Below are 17,242 nucleotides of genomic sequence, written 5' to 3'. Positions count from 1 at the left end.
AACGAAGGACGGCTTTTGCGAGTACAAGCGAAGCGTTAGGAGCACATCCTTGCACTTCGCCGCCAGCTTCCGCTTCCATCCTACATTGATAGTGGTAGTACTTATATAACTCACTGTAGGTAGTATGTGAATTATTGTTCTGTTTTAACTTCTTTAGATCCAAGTCCTACAGTTCAAAATCGATTACAACACTTATTTTAATGCGCAACAAAAAGTATCTTCTACTTACAATGCAAGGGATTGTAGCGTAGGAGGGGCGACTCCGAGAGGATCAGCGGGACAGGTGAAACACCCGCCGGAGCGCAGCGCAGGGGTGTGGTTCACCGCCCGCCCTCCGGAACGCGTCCCCTCCGAAGCGCAAATCCCCTACCCCAACACATTACACTCCTCAACCTCAACAAATGAAAACCAACTAACACACCCGATTAGTTGGTTTACGTCATTCCTTATTTATTTTTTCACTACGTTAGCTCACCATATGCTCCAAACGGATCTTATCCGCAATCATTGCAATGAACTCGCTATTCGTCGGCTTGCTCTTCAAATGATGCACCGTATAACCGAACGTCTTCGAAATCAAGTCATAATTTCCACGGTTCCACGCCACTTCAATCGCATGGCGAATCGCCCGTTCGACGCGAGACGGTGTCGTATTGTACTTCTTCGCGATATCCGGATACAGAATCTTCGTGACGGAACCAAGCAATTCCACATCACTATACACCATCTGTATGCCTTCGCGTAAAAACGCGTAACCTTTAATATGGGCGGGCACGCCGATTTCTTTGATCATCGACGTAATCGCAGTATCGAGCACCTTTTGCGTCACGACACCTGTTTGCTGTGGAGATTCCTGCACGACAAACGTAGGCATAGTATTCTTCGGCTTCCCGGCTGCCTTGAAGATTTGCCCGATCAGTCGGTCGAATTCGAAAGGCTTTAACATGAAATACGAAGCACCAAGAGTTGCGGCTTGTGACATGACATTTTCCTGTCCAAATGCCGTCAACATCATGATTTGCATATCCCCCATTTTATTCGTCTCATTCAACGTCTCCAGCACCCCAATACCGTCAAGATGTGGCATGATAATATCCAACAATAAAATGTCAGGACGCTCTTCTTCTAACATTGTCAAGCACACTTGCCCATTATTCGCTGTCCAAATTACCTCTATTTCGTCGTGCTTTTCAAAATAAGACATCATCGTTTTCACAAGTTCTTTATTATCGTCAGCAATTGCCACTTTCACTTTTTCCATTACCCATTCCCCCTGATTTAAGATCGGCGATACATTTCGTTTTCCCGCTGTTTTTCTCTTATTATCGTAAGTCATATTTTTGGTAATTACTACTTTATCTTAAAAATTTGGATGAAATGTTACTTATGAACGATGCTTTCTACCTATTTCGACTTTCTTCGCTTTTCTTCGTATCGAACACATATACGAAAAAACAGCCTGTGCATTTTTACGCACAGGCTGCTTTTTTTTACTTTTCATTTGTTCGCATCGTTTTCAGGAAAAGCGCGGCCCCTTTTTCCGGCTCGTCCACAAACATATGCGTAATGGCTCCGACAAATTTACCGCTTTGGATAATGGGGCTCCCGCTCATTCCTTGCAAGATCCCACCCGTCTTACTCAGTAATTTTTTGTCAGTTACTTGGATTTGGAATTGTTCTTCTTCTATCTTCGTAATTTGGATGGTGAATTTCTCTACAGTAGAACCTTCCACCGTAGTAAATATTTCTGCTGGACCGATCATCAATTCAAACGGCTGCATAATTTCAAGGGGTTCAGCCAATACTTTATTGTATGCATTTTTCCAATTACCAAATATTCCATACACATTATTGATTTGAATATTTCCGAGGAACTTATTCTGATCAATAATGGAGGAAATTTTATATCCCGGAAATCCTGGAGAACTTTTCTTAATCTGACTAATTTCCGATAAATAAATGGCGCCTTTTTCAAACGGCGGAGCAGACTGTAACGTACTATCAATGATCTGGTGTCCCAGCGCTCCGTATGTTCCACTTTTCGGGTCGACGTAAGTTAATGTTCCGGTACCTTCCGTTCGGTCCTTAAGGAAGGGTGTGGCGCGCTTAATGAGCGACCGATCTGCTTGAATGGTTTCGTGTTTACCATTTCGCAAAATGTCGAGCATCATCGTAGCGCTGTCCTTTTGCACAGCACGTTCAAAATTAACAAGTTGCTTCATATCGTTACCGTTCAATTGGCGAATAATATCGCCTTTTTTCAGCCATTCCTGCTGATCAATCTTAACGTCACTCGTTACATAAATCCCGCTCAAATCCATTTGAATACCAATGGAGTCTCCCATTGGAATGAGCGTTTCTTCTTCGGCTAATGAAATTCCAGGCACAAGGCAGAGCATCAAGACAAGAGCTAAAAGTGTTTTGAAAGATTTATTCCATCCCATGTTTCACCTCCTCAACGAAATATACCTTTGGTATGTCCTTTCGTCGGGAAAGTATGAAAGGGTAAAATAAACAGTACCCATTCCCATGGAAAACCTTGTACATTACACTTTATTTACGAAATTCCTGTTTGCGCTGTTCAGCTAATACTAATAATTCTTCTGCATGCTGAAGCGTTAAAGTCGTAATTTCTGCACCTGAAAGCATACGCGATAATTCTTCCGTACGTTCTCTTTGCATAACATCATGAATTGCCGTAGTTGTCCGACCATCATGCACATCTTTTTTAATCAAATAGTGATGATCGGCCATTGCAGCTACTTGTGGTAAATGCGAAATACATAACACTTGTGAATGGCTAGAGATCATGGAAATTTTTTCAGCAATGGATTGTGCTACACGTCCGCTCACACCCGTATCCACTTCATCGAAAATAATCGATGTCACACCTTGATGTTGAGAAAAAATAGTTTTTAACGCTAACATCATTCGAGATAATTCGCCACCCGACGCCACTCGTACTAACGGTTTGAGTGGTTCACCCAAGTTCGTGGAAATCATAAACACCACTTCGTCAAATCCATTGGCGTCAAATTGATGCGGCTGTTTTTGACTAATTTGTACTTTGAATGTCGCTTTTTCCATATATAATTGTTTTAGTTGCTCTTCAATCCCTTTTTCGAGAGACAGCGCCGCTTTTTTACGAATAATAGATAATTCATTCGCTTCAATTTCGAGATCTTCTACGTATTGTGCCAACAATTCCTGATTTTGATGCAATCTTTCGTCACGATTGACAAGTTGATCGAGTGCATCAGCAATCTTATCGCGATAAATCAAAATATCTTCTAACGATTTGCCGTATTTACGCTTCAATGTCAAAAATAATGCCAATCGATCATCGACAAATTCCAATCGATCCGGCTGGAATTCCATGCCATCAATCATTCGTTTTAAATCATGCGAGACATCTTGTAGCGCATAAAATGACGAATTGACCGTTTCAGATATAGTTTTTAGCTCTTCATCAATTGACGCAGCTTCTTCAAGATCACTCATCGAATTACCAACCCAGTCAAGACCGTGCGATTCCAGCGATAATGCTTCATATGATGTGTTCAAGCGATCAAATAGACGGTTAAAGTGCTGGAGCTTCACACGTTCAGACTCCAGTGCTTCTTCTTCGCCGACGATTAAATTAGCCGCGTCGATTTCTTCCAATTGGAACTTGTACAGATCAATTTTTTGTGCGATTTGTTGTTCGTCTTGCGTTTTCGTAGCAATAAGTTGCTGAAGTTTTTTATATTTATCATAAAGTTCGGTATAGGTCGACATAGCTCGCTCAATTGGCTCACCAATAAAGAAATCCAGCAAATGAATATGGCGCTTTTCATTCATCAATTCTTGATTTTCATGCTGTCCGTGAATATCGATTAGCAAAGAACCAATCTCACGCAATATAGCAATCGTTACGAGTTTACCATTGACACGGCAAGCGGATTTCCCGCTAGCACTAATATCTCGACGTAAAATTACAATACCTTCTTCTGTATCGATGCCAAATTCCGTCAATTTCTCTGACACGGCTTTGATATTTTGATCGATAGTGAAAAGTCCTTGAAGCTCAGCTTTTTTTGCACCATGACGAATGAATTCTTGTGATCCACGGCCACCAGCGAGTAGTTGGACAGCATCGATGATAATTGACTTCCCGGCACCTGTTTCACCGGTCAACACCGTTAATCCGTCGTCAAATGCGATTTCAAGTTGTTCAATAATAGCAAAGTTTTTAATCGAAAGTTCGCTTAACAAAGAAATCCTCACCTCACTTATAGCATTGATAATAGTTTATCTTTTACATACTCTGTTTGAGATTCTTCACGGCAAATGATCAAGCATGTATCGTCGCCGCAAATCGTTCCAAGCATTTCATCCCAGTCCAAGTTGTCGACAAGCGACCCTACTGCCTGCGCATTACCGGGAAGCGTTTTCAGCATGATGAAGTGACTTGCACTATCGATTCCGACAAACGCGTCTTCTAGCATACGCTTCAATTTCTCTTCCGTATTATAGCGGTGGATCGGCGGTAGGCTATATTTATAATTCCCTGACGGAGAAGGTACTTTAATCAAGTGCATTTCTTTAATATCACGCGAAACTGTAGCTTGCGTGACATCTGCTCCAGCATCTTTCAGACTTTCGACCAATTGATCCTGTGTCTCGATTTCATGATTTGTAATAATCTCTCTAATACGTAGATGCCGTTGTCCTTTATTCAATTTCATTCACTCCGATCGTCTTGGGTTCATAAACAAAAGTATACTAATCATATAAAAAACGCGCAACTCATTGCGCGTTATGTTAAATCATTATGAGCCTGTTTGACTAAATTTTTAAAGTCATCTGTCGTGAAATCAGTTGTCGCTTCGTCTTCAGCTACTAAATAATACAAGAACTCTATATTGCCTTCTCCACCTGTAACAGGCGAATAGGTAGCCCCTTTTACTGAAAATCCTTCCGCCACCGCCATCTTAGCAATCTTTTCCAAGACTTCAAGATGGATAGCAGGATCACGGACAATCCCTTTTTTACCGACTTTATCTTTACCCGCTTCAAATTGTGGTTTTACGAGCGCCGCAACTTGTCCGCCTGGTACAATAATTTTCTTTAGAGCAGGCAAAATTAGTGATAACGAAATGAATGAAACGTCGATTGTCGCAGCTTCCGGTAACCCTTCTGTAAACATATCTACAGTCGCATGACGGAAGTTCTGTCTCTCCATCACGGTCACTTGATCATGCTGTCGGATCTTCCAAGCGAGCTGATTATACCCTACATCTAGCGCGTAACAATGTTTCGCTCCGTTTTGTAGTGCGCAATCTGTAAAGCCGCCTGTCGAAGCACCGATATCGAGAACAATCTTTTCCTTCACGGAAATAGGAAAAGACACCAATGCCTTTTCCAATTTCAAGCCACCACGACTTACATATTTAATCGCAGGACCCTTTACAGTCAATGGCGCATCAACCGCGATTTTCTCTCCTGCTTTTTCAATTCTAGACGTATCAGTGTATACAAGTCCCGCCATGATGGAACGTTTTGCTTGCTCACGTGATTCTGTCAAACCACGCTCCACAAGCAATACATCCACTCTCTCTTTTTTCACAGGTGCACCACTCATACTCTTTCTCTTTCCGCTGCCTGCTTAATAGCCGCTGCAGTTACTTCCGCCACATGATCTGGTGTCATATGGACTTCAATTAATAATTTATCCACACCGCCGTGTTCAATGAATTCATCCGGAATTCCGATTCTCTCAAAGATCGTACCTGTATGACCGACTTGTTCTGCATATTCCATTACACCACTGCCGAATCCTCCAGCAAGTACAGCTTCTTCAATCGTAATGATCGGTTTACCTTTCGAAAATAGCTCATCTAGTAAATCCGTATCCATAGGCTTAATGAAACGCGCATTCACAACCGCGACATGTTTGCCTTGTGCTTTTAGTTGTTCAGCCGCAGCGAACGCCATTGGAATTGTAGTTCCAAATGTCAAGATCGTCGCGTCTTCACCTTCTTGCAAAACTTCCCACGTACCAATTGAAATCGTATGAAGCTCTTCATCCATCGGTACACCATAACCATTTCCACGTGGGAAACGAAGAGCGATTGGGCCCTCATCATAATCGATAGCGGTCTTCACCATATGTTGACCTTCATTCTCGTCTTTTGGCATCATGATGACCAAGTTTGGCAAATGACGCAAGAACGCAATGTCAAATACACCGTGATGTGTTTCTCCATCCGCACCAACAAGTCCCGAACGGTCAATACCTATAAAGACATTGAGCTTCTGACGTGTCACATCATGCAACATTTGATCGTATGCTCGCTGTAAGAATGTCGAATAAATCGCTAGGAACGGTTTCATTCCAGTCGCGGCAAGTCCTGCTGCCATCGTCGTCGCATGTTGCTCGGCAATTCCTACATCGAAGAATCGATCTGGGAATTCTGCAGCGAAAGATTCAAGTTTTGATCCGACAGGCATTGCAGGCGTAATCGCGACAATGCGTCGATCTTTTCTCGCCAATTTACGCACTGTTTCAGAAATCAACGCACTCCAAGCAGGACCTTTTACAGGGGATTTCACAAAATCTCCCGTTTCGATCTTATAAGGCCCCGTACCATGCCATGTACCGATTTTATCTAACTCAGCTGGGCTATACCCTTTACCTTTTTTCGTAATCACATGAAGTAATACCGGTCCTTCCATTTTCTTCGCATATTGAAGAGAACGCTCCAATTCCACAAAGTCATGGCCATCAATCGGTCCTAAATACGTGAATCCAAGCTCCTCAAAGAAGACTCCGTTAACTACCAAATATTTCAAACTGTCTTTCACACGTTCCGCAGCTGTCGCGACTCTGCCGCCTACTGCTGGGATTTTACGCAACAAGAATTCCAGTTCGTCTTTAACGTTATTATACTTTCCAGCCGTACGTAATTTTCCAAGTATCGAATGCAATGCACCAACGTTTGGAGCAATAGACATTTCATTGTCATTTAGAATGACCGTGAGATTCGTCTTTTCGTGACCGATATGGTTCAATGCTTCAAGCGCCATACCGCCAGTCAAAGCTCCATCACCAATGATCGGGATGACAAAACTATTTTCCTTTTTAATATCTCGTGCAACCGCCATTCCCATAGCCGCTGACAAAGATGTTGAACTATGGCCGGTTTCCCATACATCATGTATGCTCTCCGCCATTTTAGGGAATCCGCTCAATCCTTTATATTTTCTAAGAGTATCAAACTCGCCAGCTCGGCCCGTCAGAATTTTATGGACATATGACTGATGTCCTACATCCCATAAAAACTTGTCGGTTGGACTGTCGAATATTTTATGCAATGCAATCGTTAATTCGACAACACCCAGATTCGGCCCGATATGCCCGCCAGTCACCGATAAATTCTCAATCAAAAAATGACGAATATCTGCCGCCAATGCTTCCAATTGTTCTTTATCGAGCTCTTTTATAAAAGATGGATTGGTAATCGTTGTTAGATCCATCATGATCACACACCTTCATCTAGTAAGTAGGTCTTTCCATTCGTACGCGCTATTTATTGTTCATCAAATCAAGTAGCTGTAGTTTGTTTCTACATTATAACAGTAACAACGTACGACACAAATATAACGGTTTCAAATTACATATTTCGCTCAATGATGTAATCCGCTAACAAACGCAAAACTGACTCTTCTAATCCAATAGACTGTAACGCATCTAGGGCTTCTTCATGACGCGCTTTTAATTGTTCACGCGCTCCGTCTAGTCCAAGTAATGAAGGATACGTCGACTTTTCGCTTGATGTATCACTATTTGCCGGCTTACCTAATTGCTCGGTCGTAGCGGTAACATCCAAAATATCGTCTTGTATTTGGAAAGCTAATCCAATGTTGCGAGAAAAACGGTTTAGTTGCTCGCGTTGTTCTGCTGAAGCTTGTGCTAGTACAGCGCCTGCTTCAATACAGTATGAGAGTAATGCGCCTGTTTTATGAATATGAACTTCCTCTAATTCAGCTAAAGGTAATAATTGATGTTCACCTTTCATGTCAAGGACCTGTCCTTTGACCATCCCTTGTGCACCTGAAGCTTTCGCGAGTAACCCAACGAGTTCAATCGCAGCAGAAGGTGGTGTTTCACGAAGGTCCGCGAGCGCCTGAAATGCCATTGCTTGCATAGCGTCTCCAGAAAGTGTCGCCACATCTTCTCCATACACTTTATGGTTCGTAGGTTTTCCTCTTCTGAAATCATCGTCATCCATGCAAGGTAGATCATCATGGATCAATGAATATGTATGTATCAATTCGACAGAAGCTGCCACTTTCAATGCATCTGCCGAATCTTTATTCAGATCATGTAACACAGCCATAACGAGTAAAGGACGAATACGCTTCCCGCCCGCAGCGATGGAATACGTCATGGACTCGTGCAAAGCAGCCGGAATATCAGGCTTCGCTAATTGATTCGTTAATTCCCGTTCAATTTCCGGAATCATTTTATCGACAAAAGCTTGTAGTTTCTCATTCATTCGGCTCACCTGCTGTCGGATCAAATGAAGATTCATTACCCTCTTGATCAATCATGCGAATCAATTGTTTTTCTGCATTTTGTAATTTTTTCTGGCAATAGGCGGAGAGCTCCATCCCTTGTTTATACAATGTGATCGTATCATCCAAAGGCGCTTCTCCAGCCTCCAACTTCTGTACAATTTCTTCTAACTGGTGCATTGCCTGCTCGAATTGCATTTCTTTATCTTCTGCCATCCTTACTCGACCTCCTTTGGAATGATTTCTTTTACAATAGTAGAAATGGATCCGTCCGCCAATTGAAGCGTTACGTGATCACCGCTCACTACATCTTGAACGGATTTAATCACTTCATCATCTTTATAACCGATCGAAAAGCCTCTTTCCATCACTTGTAATGGATTCAGGGCTTGCATCATGCGCATCAATGACACAAAATGCTGCTGACGATGTGTAATTGTTTGCTGTGCTGCACGGTTCAAACGCATGTCCAATTGTTTTGTCTGTTGCTGTTCAAGCTGGATGCGTCGAATGGGTGTGTTGTACTGAAAACCCGCATATAAGCGATCAAAATTCATCCGTTTCCCTTGGACGATGGCGACACTGCTACGATGCAATCGATCTTCAAGGCCATCAATTTTCTCGATAAACGGTCGATATAGCCGATCCGGATATTGAAGTGGATAGGCAGCTTGAGCTGTTTCTAACCGCTTATTCAACTGCTTAATCAATGTTTGTGCAGCCATATAGATGGACCGCTGTTGATTTTTCAGATGTTGGAATAATTGGAGTTGGTCCGGAACGGCCATCTCAGCTGCTGCAGTCGGCGTAGGTGCACGTAAATCCGCAACAAAATCTGCAATTGTCGTATCCGTTTCGTGTCCTACTGCACTGATGATCGGAATGCGACTGGAGAAAATAGCACGCGCCACATCTTCTTCGTTAAATGCCCATAAGTCTTCTATAGAGCCACCGCCCCGCCCCACAATCAACACATCCACGTTCGCCATGCGATTCGCTTGTTCAATTGCTTTGACAATCGAAGGGACTGCGGTACGACCTTGCACAAGAGCTGGGAATAAGTGCATCTCTGCCATCGGAAAGCGTCGATTGATCGTCGAGTACATATCACGTAATGCAGCACCCGATTCAGCAGTAATAATACCGATTCGTTGAGGTACTTGCGGAATGGGTTGCTTGAATCGTTCTTCAAACAATCCTTCTTGCTGAAGCTTCTTTTTCAACTGTTCAAAAGCTAGGTACAGCGCCCCGATACCGTCTGGCTCCATCGTTTGTACATAGAGCTGGTACGATCCTGCCGTTTCAAATACCGTCACATCACCTGTGATCAGTACATTCATACCATTTTCAGGCTTAAATTGAAGTGTATTGGAACGAGAACGGAACATGGCCGCCTGGATTCTCGTCTTATCGTCTTTCAACGTAAAGTAAATATGGCCGGACGGATGCAATTTAACGTTCGACAATTCACCTTTTACATAAACATTTCGCAAATGAGGATCTGCGTCAAATTTACGTTTGACATATTTTGTTAGCGCTTGAACGGTTAAAAAAGTTTGATTGGACATGTTTCCGTCACCTGCCCTTTTATGTATAGAGAGGCGCTCATGAAGAGCGTCTCTCGTTTAGAATTACTTATTTTGCGTACGTGCCTTTAATTTATTCTCCGCACTTTCGACAGTATTTTTCAATAGCATCGTAATCGTCATCGGACCTACTCCACCTGGTACCGGTGTAATAGCGCTCGCTTGCTTCTCCGCTGATTCATAATCAACGTCCCCACATAGCTTACCGTTTTCATCACGGTTCATACCGACGTCAATAACCACTGCGTCTTCTTTGATGTAATCACCTGTAATGAATTTAGCCATTCCAATAGCGACAATTAAAATATCCGCTTGTAACGTAAATTTCTTCAAATCATCTGTACGGGAGTGGCAATACGTAACCGTTGCATCTTTTTGTAACAGCAGTTGTCCCATCGGCTTCCCTACAATATTACTTCTACCAATAATCACCGCGTGTTTGCCCGCAATATCTACGTTTGATCGTTCAAGCAACTGCATGATGCCGTATGGAGTACATGGCAAAAACGTTTCTTGACCAATCAACATTTTACCGACATTCATCGGATGGAATCCGTCGACGTCTTTTTCAGGACTGATCGCGCGGATGACTTTGTTTTCGTCAATATGCTTAGGCAACGGCAATTGCACCAAAATACCATCAATCGTATCGTCTTGGTTGAGTTTTTCCACTTCAGCCAACAGTTCTTGTTCTGACACGGTGTCGGGCAATTTAGTGAGCACGGATTTCATACCGGCTTCCTTGCTGGATTTTTCTTTGTTTCTCACGTAAGTTTCAGATGCTGGATTTTCTCCAACTAAAATAACAGCTAGACCAGGTTGAACCCCTTGTGCTACTAAAGAAGCGACTTCTTCTTTTAGTTCATTTCGGATTTCTTGTCCTATTGCTTTTCCATCAATCTTTTTACTAGACATGATTTTCCCACCAAACTTTTTTATTTGTATTGAAAGTTGATCGAGCTCAAGCTTGCTACTAGTAGTGACGATTTCGGTTACTTAAATTTAGAAAGTACCCCATTAACAAAACGGCCCGACTTTTCGTCACCGAACGTCTTACATAGCTCAATCGCTTCGTTCATGATGACCCGATTCGGAACTTCTTCATTATGAAGCAGTTCATAGACAGCCAATCGTAACACTGTACGTTCGATCTTCGGCAATCTGTCGATGGTCCAGTTTTCCAATTTATTTGTGATTTCACTGTCGATTTCTGTCAAATGTTCCGCTGTACCTCGAACTAGTTGTTCGTAGAATGAATCCAGTGGTGTTTCCACGATATAACCTATCGCTTCGTCCACGTTCATCTCACTATTGTCTAGCTGAAACAGCGTTTGAATTGCTTTTTCACGTGCTTCTCGTCGTTTCATAATCGTTATCTCCTCTACCGCTCATCTTCAAAACCTAATGATAGCACAAAAGGCAGGAAAAGAACTAGTAGAATCAAGCGATTTTATGTCACCAGTTTGCATTTTTGGTCAAGTTGTTCATAAATTCATTGACGTAGCATAGTGGTTACGGTTGAAGGCAACATGGATCGACGTTCTAGGTGTACGCTTTCCCATGGGCTTGCGATGAAGACCAATAAACGGATTCGCTCTTAGATTCGATTAAGTGCTCATAGAACACTCTTGACCGCTCTATAGCAAGTGCTGAGTGCTCTATTACGGTCGGCAAGCGCTCATAAGATTCGCTGGAGTGATCATAGACAACATTCAACCGCTCATAGCCCGCCACATCTCCTGCCTATAAAACTAAAAAACTACAACCATCACAAAAAAACCGAAGACAACCCCCACGATCAGTAGGAGGTTTGTCTTCAGTTATAATTTCATTCAAAAAAACCGTTCAGTCTTCGAAATGAATGCCTGTTATATGGACATTTACCTCATGCGTCTGAAGCGAAGTCATATGATAAATCGCTTGGCGGATTTCACTTTGAATTTCCGTAGCAATCGTAGGGATGGAATGGCCATACTCGATAATGCAATACACATCGATTTTTAGTCCTTCGTCTGCCCATTCGGTCTTTACACCTTTACCGTACATTACCTTACCCAACTTTTCCGCAACGCCTGTCGCAAAATTTCCTTGGGTGGCAATTACGCCACGCACTTCCGACGTCGCGATGCCAATGATGACTTCGAGTACTTCAGGTGCGAGTTGGACTCGTCCGAGTGCAGCATCTCCAGACGGTGTCATTCCGACAAACGATGCATTTGTTTTATCAGCCATTACACTTCTCCTCCAATTATTTCATGACGTCGTACTTTTCTAAGAACTTTGTATCAAAATCACCCGACTGGAAGATTTCGTTATCCATTACATTCGCGTGGAAAGGAATCGTTGTATGGACGCCTTCTACTACGAATTCATCCAATGCACGTTTCATCCGAGCGACCGCTTGCTCACGCGTATCCGCATGAACGATCAATTTTGCGACCATTGAGTCGTAAAACGGAGGAATCGTGTAGCCTGGGTATACTGCTGAATCCACACGTACACCAAAGCCGCCTGGTGGTAAGTACATCGTTACTTTACCGGGAGATGGCATGAAATTCTTTTCAGGATTTTCTGCGTTGATCCGGCATTCAATTGACCAGCCATTGAATTTAATATCTTCTTGTTTAAATGCTAATTCTTCGCCTGAAGCTACTTTTAGCTGTTGTTGAATTAAATCGATTCCCGTGATCATTTCTGTTACAGGATGCTCGACTTGAATTCGTGTATTCATTTCCATGAAGTAGAACTTTTGATTAATATGATCAAAAATAAATTCTACAGTACCCGCACCACGATAGTTACAAGCTTTAGCTGCTTTAACAGCCGCTTCACCCATTTCAGCACGCATTTCAGGAGTCAACGCAGGAGATGGAGCTTCCTCGACAAGTTTTTGCATACGGCGTTGTATAGAACAATCACGCTCACCTAAGTGAATCGCATTGCCATACTTGTCTGCAAGTACTTGTACTTCTACGTGACGGAATACTTCGATATATTTCTCTATATAAACGCCTGGGTTACCGAAAGCCGCAGCCGCTTCTTTTTGTGTGATTTTAACGCCTTTGACTAGCTCGTCTTCATCACGTGCCACACGAATTCCTTTACCGCCACCACCAGCTGTTGCTTTGATGATTACTGGGAATCCAAGACCTCTTGCGATTTCAAGTGCATGATCTGCGTCGTCCACGATGCCGTCAGAACCAGGAACAATCGGAACACCTGCAGACGCCATTGTATTACGCGCTACATCTTTTGTTCCCATTTTCGAAATCGCTGCCGCTGTTGGCCCGATGAATTCGATATTTACTTCTTCACATAGTTCTGCGAAGCTTGCGTTCTCTGCAAGGAAACCATAACCAGGATGGATTCCGTCACAGTCAGTTGCTTTTGCAGCACTGATGACGTTTGAGAAGTTTAAATAGCTGTCTGTTGATAGACGTGGCCCGATACAAACTGCTTCGTCTGCCAGTTGAACGTGTAGCGCCTCTGCATCTGCTTCAGAATAGACAGCAACAGTTTTGATACCCATTTCTTTACATGCACGAATAATCCGTACTGCGATTTCTCCACGGTTTGCAATTAAAACTTTTTTCATTAGTTACTCCTCCTTAGTTTTCTCTAACAAGGAATAAAGGTTGTCCGTATTCCACTAGTTGACCGTCTTGCACTAAGATTTCAACGATTTCACCAGATACTTCTGATTCGATTTCGTTGAATAATTTCATTGCTTCTACGATACAAACGATGGATTCAGCTGTAACTTTATCACCTTTTTTAACGTATGCTTCTGCGTCAGGTGATGCAGCTTGATAGTATGTTCCAACCATTGGAGATGTAATTTTGTGTAATGTTTCGTCTGCCGCTACTTCAGCTGCTGGCGCTTCAGGTGCTGGAGCCGGAGTTGGAGCTGCTACCGCTACAGGTGCTGCTGGAGCCTGAACTGGAGCCGGTGCTGCAGGTGCTTCAGTAACCGTTGTTACGGCTTGTCCATCATTTTTCTCTAGTTTAATTTTCCCTCCATCTGATTCAAATGTGAACTTTTGGATGGATGATTGATCAATTAACTTAATAATTTCGCGGATTTCTTGAATTTTCAACATAACTGATTCTCCTAACTAATTTTTCTACCTATCGTATACTATGATAGACGTTTTATCGCAATTATGGAATAGCTAAAACACAAATTATTCTATTATTCTTGAAAAATACAGTTTAGTTTCCAAATTTTATGACTATTAAACTAAAATCGTGTCGATGCGTTATCAATTGTCGAATAGACGGTTTACCCATATGCTGAAAATAGAAAATAGTATGAGTTCGATATTTTTTAAGATACAAAAAAAGGAAGCCGCATGGACTTCCTTTTATCATTATTCTTTTGTTTCCGCGAAATCTACTTTTACAGTTTGTGCGCCATCCCAACTCGACATCACATACTGTGTGATTTCAGCGGCCATTTTCGGTGAGTGACTTTCATTCGATAACACTGTCACGTTGACGCGATCACCCTCTCCGCGTACAAACACCTCTGGGTAACCAAGCGCAGCAATTTGCATCTCCATCAGTGCTTCTGTCGAACTTATTTTTCTTAAATCCGCAATTTCATTGAAAATTTCATTTTTCTCTTCAGCAGAGAAATCAGAGGACGTCATTTTTTCTGTCAACTGCTGCACGGTTTCGCTGCGTTCATTGCGAACCTCCATGCGCATATCCTGGAAAATATACGATTCAGCAAATACCGGCTTTACTTCTTCCGACTTGCCTTCCTTTTCGAGTAACTTCGTTGCGTCCTTTGTTTCTTTCGTGAAGATTGCAATTCCATCAAATGGCATTGGAGATTCATTCTTCACGTAGTAGATTGAAATCACTGCGACTAGACTGAGTAATGTTAAAAACCAAACTGTTCGTTTATTGGCTTTCATGTTGATTCCCCCTTTTCTTCATTTCCACGATGACGATACGATGTTCAGGCAATTGTAGGACGTTGGCTAAGAGTTGTGAAAGTCCGTTTCGTACAGCTGGATCTTCTGCCCCTTCCGCTACGACAAGCAACCCCTGTAGTGGCGATTGGTTTTTCGAATCGGATGAAACTGAGAAGTAATTAGCTAACGGGCTCTCTTCTTCCTTTTCATCATAATGAAAATAAACCGTCACTTTCCCTAGCCCTTCCATTTGTTCAAGTGTTTCTTCAAGTGTTGACAGCATGCGTTTCTCTTCTTTTTTCTGTTTCTCCCCTCCTACATTCGCCGTACTGGTGATGTATAAAACGCTAACCACCATAACCATCAAACCGATCATGATCAATCGGGGTTTCCCTGTGGGCTTTTCCATAGTTCCATCACCATCTCAACGAGACTTGACCAAAACGAATTCTACATTTGCATAATATGTAGCGTCACAGTAACTTATGACTTGCGAACTGTAGAAAATATTGCAAAATCCAAATGCCGATCGCTACTTTACACAAAGGAATAATCATTCTTTCCATCTCTTGGCTAGCTAGCAGCTGAATAATCAGCGCAAGCACTACCAAGTTTGCTAGACCCACTAAAAATACTTCCATACACTTGCCTCATTTCCCGAACGTCATGAGTTTAATGAACGTCACAATGAAAATCGTCGTATAGATGAAAGCGAATGTCAGCAAAAACGAAATGGCACATAACACAAACAACGTACGACCAATATCATCCAGTAACCCACATACTTCTTTTTGTGAAAACGGTTCGATAATTGCTGCGGTCCATCTAAATAAGAACGCAATACAAAGAATTCGCACCGCCGGCAATAGCGCAATCGTCCAAATCGATACAAGTAGCCAGACACTCATGTACGCCGTCGCACCGGAAGAATAACGCCCGATCGATCCCAGCGTATCCGTCAACAGCGAACCGATGACGGGAATATTCTGCTTGATCAACTCCTTCAGCGGTTCATTCAACGCCCCATTCATCGTCCAAGAAAGCGCACCACCTGCCGTAATGAAGATGGAATAGGCTGCCACCATCGCAGAAACGACTGCAAGCAATGACGTACGCAGTAGATCTGCCATTTTCGTGAACGGAATCTCCGGCACCAATCGCGTGAAGATATCGAACAATAACGCCGTCAGCAATATTGGCAACAGAAACTTATCCGCAAACACGACAGCTCCTTGCGCAAACAACAGCAAGGCGGGTTGAAAATTCAAGACGCCAAACGTCGCGCCGGATGCCAAAATCATTGCAGCAATTAACGGATACATCCCGAGGAATAAAGAAGCGATCGTATGCGTGATCACCTGGATCTGCGTAAAACTCTCCCTCGCTGGTTCAATTAGCAAGACCAAGATCATAATCAGCAACAGAAACCTCGTCCATTTTTGAAACGCCGGAAGAAAGAAATCGACGAGAGATGCTAGGAGCAACATGATGAGCAACAAGAAAAATGGTCCGATGATACCGGCGATACTTTCCTGCAGAAAATTCAGCATAGATGCCTCGTCCATTCAGTATTGTAAGGATTCGTTCACCAAGGAATGAACGCGTGAATCGTCTCGATCAATTGCGTGATATACGGTAGCCACAACGTCATGATGACTACTTTCATGCTAGTCTGAAACAACTGCGCAAATGCCCCGTACCCTTCATCCTTCATCTGAAGCGACAGAACTTCTGCCACATAATACAGACCTGCACTGACTACTAATAGCGTGGCATAAGGCGACGGCATTTTTTCTGTTAACTCGATCAATGTCGAACCAAAGGGCACTAGTACCGTGAACACCACATACACCGTGACGAGTAAGAACAGCGCGGTGTACAGAATGGGGTGCAAGGCAGGTGCAGCAAATGAAAGTAGAAGCAGCAAGAGATACACGACAAATAATTGAAAGAGAACTGCCATTTACATCGCCATGGATAGCCAGCTAAAGAATTCCGTGATCTCCGTGAAGAATATTCTGAGGAACATCAATAGCTCGATCGAGATGTACAGATAGGCCAAGAAAAACAGGAAAAACGAGAATTCTTTCTTGCCTGTTTGCTCGAAAAATACGTGCAATACCCCAATCACCAATCCGACGCCGGCGATGCGCAATAAATCATTCAGTTCCATCC

General features: G+C 42.8%; 20 protein-coding genes. All 20 read right to left on the bottom strand.

The window, feature by feature from the left end:
* Positions 1-466 precede the first annotated feature (466 nt).
* Positions 467-1,261 (bottom strand): sporulation transcription factor Spo0A, encoded by a 795-nt coding sequence (gene spo0A / locus CSV76_RS07610; protein WP_085426115.1) that lies wholly within the window; start codon positions 1,259-1,261, stop codon positions 467-469.
* A gap of 229 nt (positions 1,262-1,490) precedes the next feature.
* On the bottom strand, positions 1,491-2,444 hold the full coding sequence (locus CSV76_RS07605; RefSeq protein WP_085426114.1) for a SpoIVB peptidase S55 domain-containing protein: 954 nt from the start codon (positions 2,442-2,444) through the stop codon (positions 1,491-1,493).
* Between the two features lie 109 nt (positions 2,445-2,553).
* Positions 2,554-4,254 carry a DNA repair protein RecN gene (gene recN, locus CSV76_RS07600; protein ID WP_085426113.1) on the bottom strand — a complete coding sequence of 567 codons (1,701 nt, stop codon included), beginning with the start codon at positions 4,252-4,254 and terminating at the stop codon, positions 2,554-2,556.
* A 17-nt stretch (positions 4,255-4,271) separates the two neighbouring features.
* Positions 4,272-4,721, bottom strand: a complete 450-nt coding sequence (gene ahrC / locus CSV76_RS07595; protein ID WP_085428934.1) for a transcriptional regulator AhrC/ArgR — start codon at positions 4,719-4,721, stop codon at positions 4,272-4,274.
* A 77-nt stretch (positions 4,722-4,798) separates the two neighbouring features.
* Positions 4,799-5,623: a TlyA family RNA methyltransferase gene (locus CSV76_RS07590; RefSeq protein WP_099625173.1), complete on the bottom strand. Its 825-nt coding sequence runs from the start codon at positions 5,621-5,623 to the stop codon at positions 4,799-4,801.
* On the bottom strand, positions 5,620-7,518 hold the full coding sequence (gene dxs / locus CSV76_RS07585) for a 1-deoxy-D-xylulose-5-phosphate synthase (RefSeq protein WP_099625313.1): 1,899 nt from the start codon (positions 7,516-7,518) through the stop codon (positions 5,620-5,622). The genes CSV76_RS07590 and dxs overlap by 4 nt, the downstream gene beginning before the upstream one ends.
* Before the next feature lie 137 nt (positions 7,519-7,655).
* Complete coding sequence (locus CSV76_RS07580) at positions 7,656-8,540, bottom strand: polyprenyl synthetase family protein (RefSeq protein ID WP_099625172.1); 885 nt, start codon at positions 8,538-8,540, stop codon at positions 7,656-7,658.
* Entirely contained in the window at positions 8,533-8,775 is a 243-nt protein-coding gene (locus CSV76_RS07575) for an exodeoxyribonuclease VII small subunit (RefSeq protein WP_099625171.1), read from the bottom strand. The genes CSV76_RS07580 and CSV76_RS07575 overlap by 8 nt, the downstream gene beginning before the upstream one ends.
* A gap of 2 nt (positions 8,776-8,777) precedes the next feature.
* A complete protein-coding gene (gene xseA, locus CSV76_RS07570) occupies positions 8,778-10,127 on the bottom strand; it encodes an exodeoxyribonuclease VII large subunit (RefSeq protein WP_099625170.1) in 1,350 nt (449 codons plus the stop codon).
* Positions 10,128-10,190: 63 nt separating this feature from the next.
* A complete protein-coding gene (gene folD / locus CSV76_RS07565) occupies positions 10,191-11,060 on the bottom strand; it encodes a bifunctional methylenetetrahydrofolate dehydrogenase/methenyltetrahydrofolate cyclohydrolase FolD (protein WP_099625169.1) in 870 nt (289 codons plus the stop codon).
* A gap of 77 nt (positions 11,061-11,137) precedes the next feature.
* Positions 11,138-11,512: a transcription antitermination factor NusB gene (gene nusB / locus CSV76_RS07560; RefSeq protein ID WP_085426107.1), complete on the bottom strand. Its 375-nt coding sequence runs from the start codon at positions 11,510-11,512 to the stop codon at positions 11,138-11,140.
* Positions 11,513-11,990: 478 nt separating this feature from the next.
* Positions 11,991-12,377 carry an Asp23/Gls24 family envelope stress response protein gene (locus tag CSV76_RS07555; RefSeq protein WP_099625168.1) on the bottom strand — a complete coding sequence of 129 codons (387 nt, stop codon included), beginning with the start codon at positions 12,375-12,377 and terminating at the stop codon, positions 11,991-11,993.
* A gap of 16 nt (positions 12,378-12,393) precedes the next feature.
* Entirely contained in the window at positions 12,394-13,740 is a 1,347-nt protein-coding gene (gene accC / locus CSV76_RS07550) for an acetyl-CoA carboxylase biotin carboxylase subunit (protein WP_085426105.1), read from the bottom strand.
* Positions 13,741-13,753: 13 nt separating this feature from the next.
* Positions 13,754-14,245 carry an acetyl-CoA carboxylase biotin carboxyl carrier protein gene (accB, locus tag CSV76_RS07545; RefSeq protein ID WP_085426104.1) on the bottom strand — a complete coding sequence of 164 codons (492 nt, stop codon included), beginning with the start codon at positions 14,243-14,245 and terminating at the stop codon, positions 13,754-13,756.
* Between the two features lie 270 nt (positions 14,246-14,515).
* Complete coding sequence (locus tag CSV76_RS07540; protein WP_085426103.1) at positions 14,516-15,067, bottom strand: SpoIIIAH-like family protein; 552 nt, start codon at positions 15,065-15,067, stop codon at positions 14,516-14,518.
* On the bottom strand, positions 15,054-15,476 hold the full coding sequence (locus CSV76_RS07535; protein WP_099625167.1) for a hypothetical protein: 423 nt from the start codon (positions 15,474-15,476) through the stop codon (positions 15,054-15,056). Before CSV76_RS07535 ends, CSV76_RS07540 begins: the two co-directional genes overlap by 14 nt.
* Before the next feature lie 64 nt (positions 15,477-15,540).
* Positions 15,541-15,708, bottom strand: a complete 168-nt coding sequence (locus tag CSV76_RS17260) for a hypothetical protein (RefSeq protein WP_157129904.1) — start codon at positions 15,706-15,708, stop codon at positions 15,541-15,543.
* A 9-nt stretch (positions 15,709-15,717) separates the two neighbouring features.
* Positions 15,718-16,617, bottom strand: coding sequence for a stage III sporulation protein AE (locus CSV76_RS07530; protein ID WP_158232677.1), 900 nt, complete (start codon positions 16,615-16,617; stop codon positions 15,718-15,720).
* A 35-nt stretch (positions 16,618-16,652) separates the two neighbouring features.
* Entirely contained in the window at positions 16,653-17,030 is a 378-nt protein-coding gene (locus tag CSV76_RS07525) for a stage III sporulation AC/AD family protein (RefSeq protein ID WP_085426100.1), read from the bottom strand.
* A complete protein-coding gene (locus CSV76_RS07520) occupies positions 17,031-17,240 on the bottom strand; it encodes a hypothetical protein (protein WP_029054553.1) in 210 nt (69 codons plus the stop codon).
* Positions 17,241-17,242: the final 2 nt, after the last annotated feature.

The organism is Sporosarcina sp. P17b (genome assembly GCF_002743115.1).
Lineage (GTDB): Bacteria > Bacillota > Bacilli > Bacillales_A > Planococcaceae > Sporosarcina > Sporosarcina ureae_C.
This window is presented reverse-complemented; position numbering and strand designations above follow the sequence as displayed.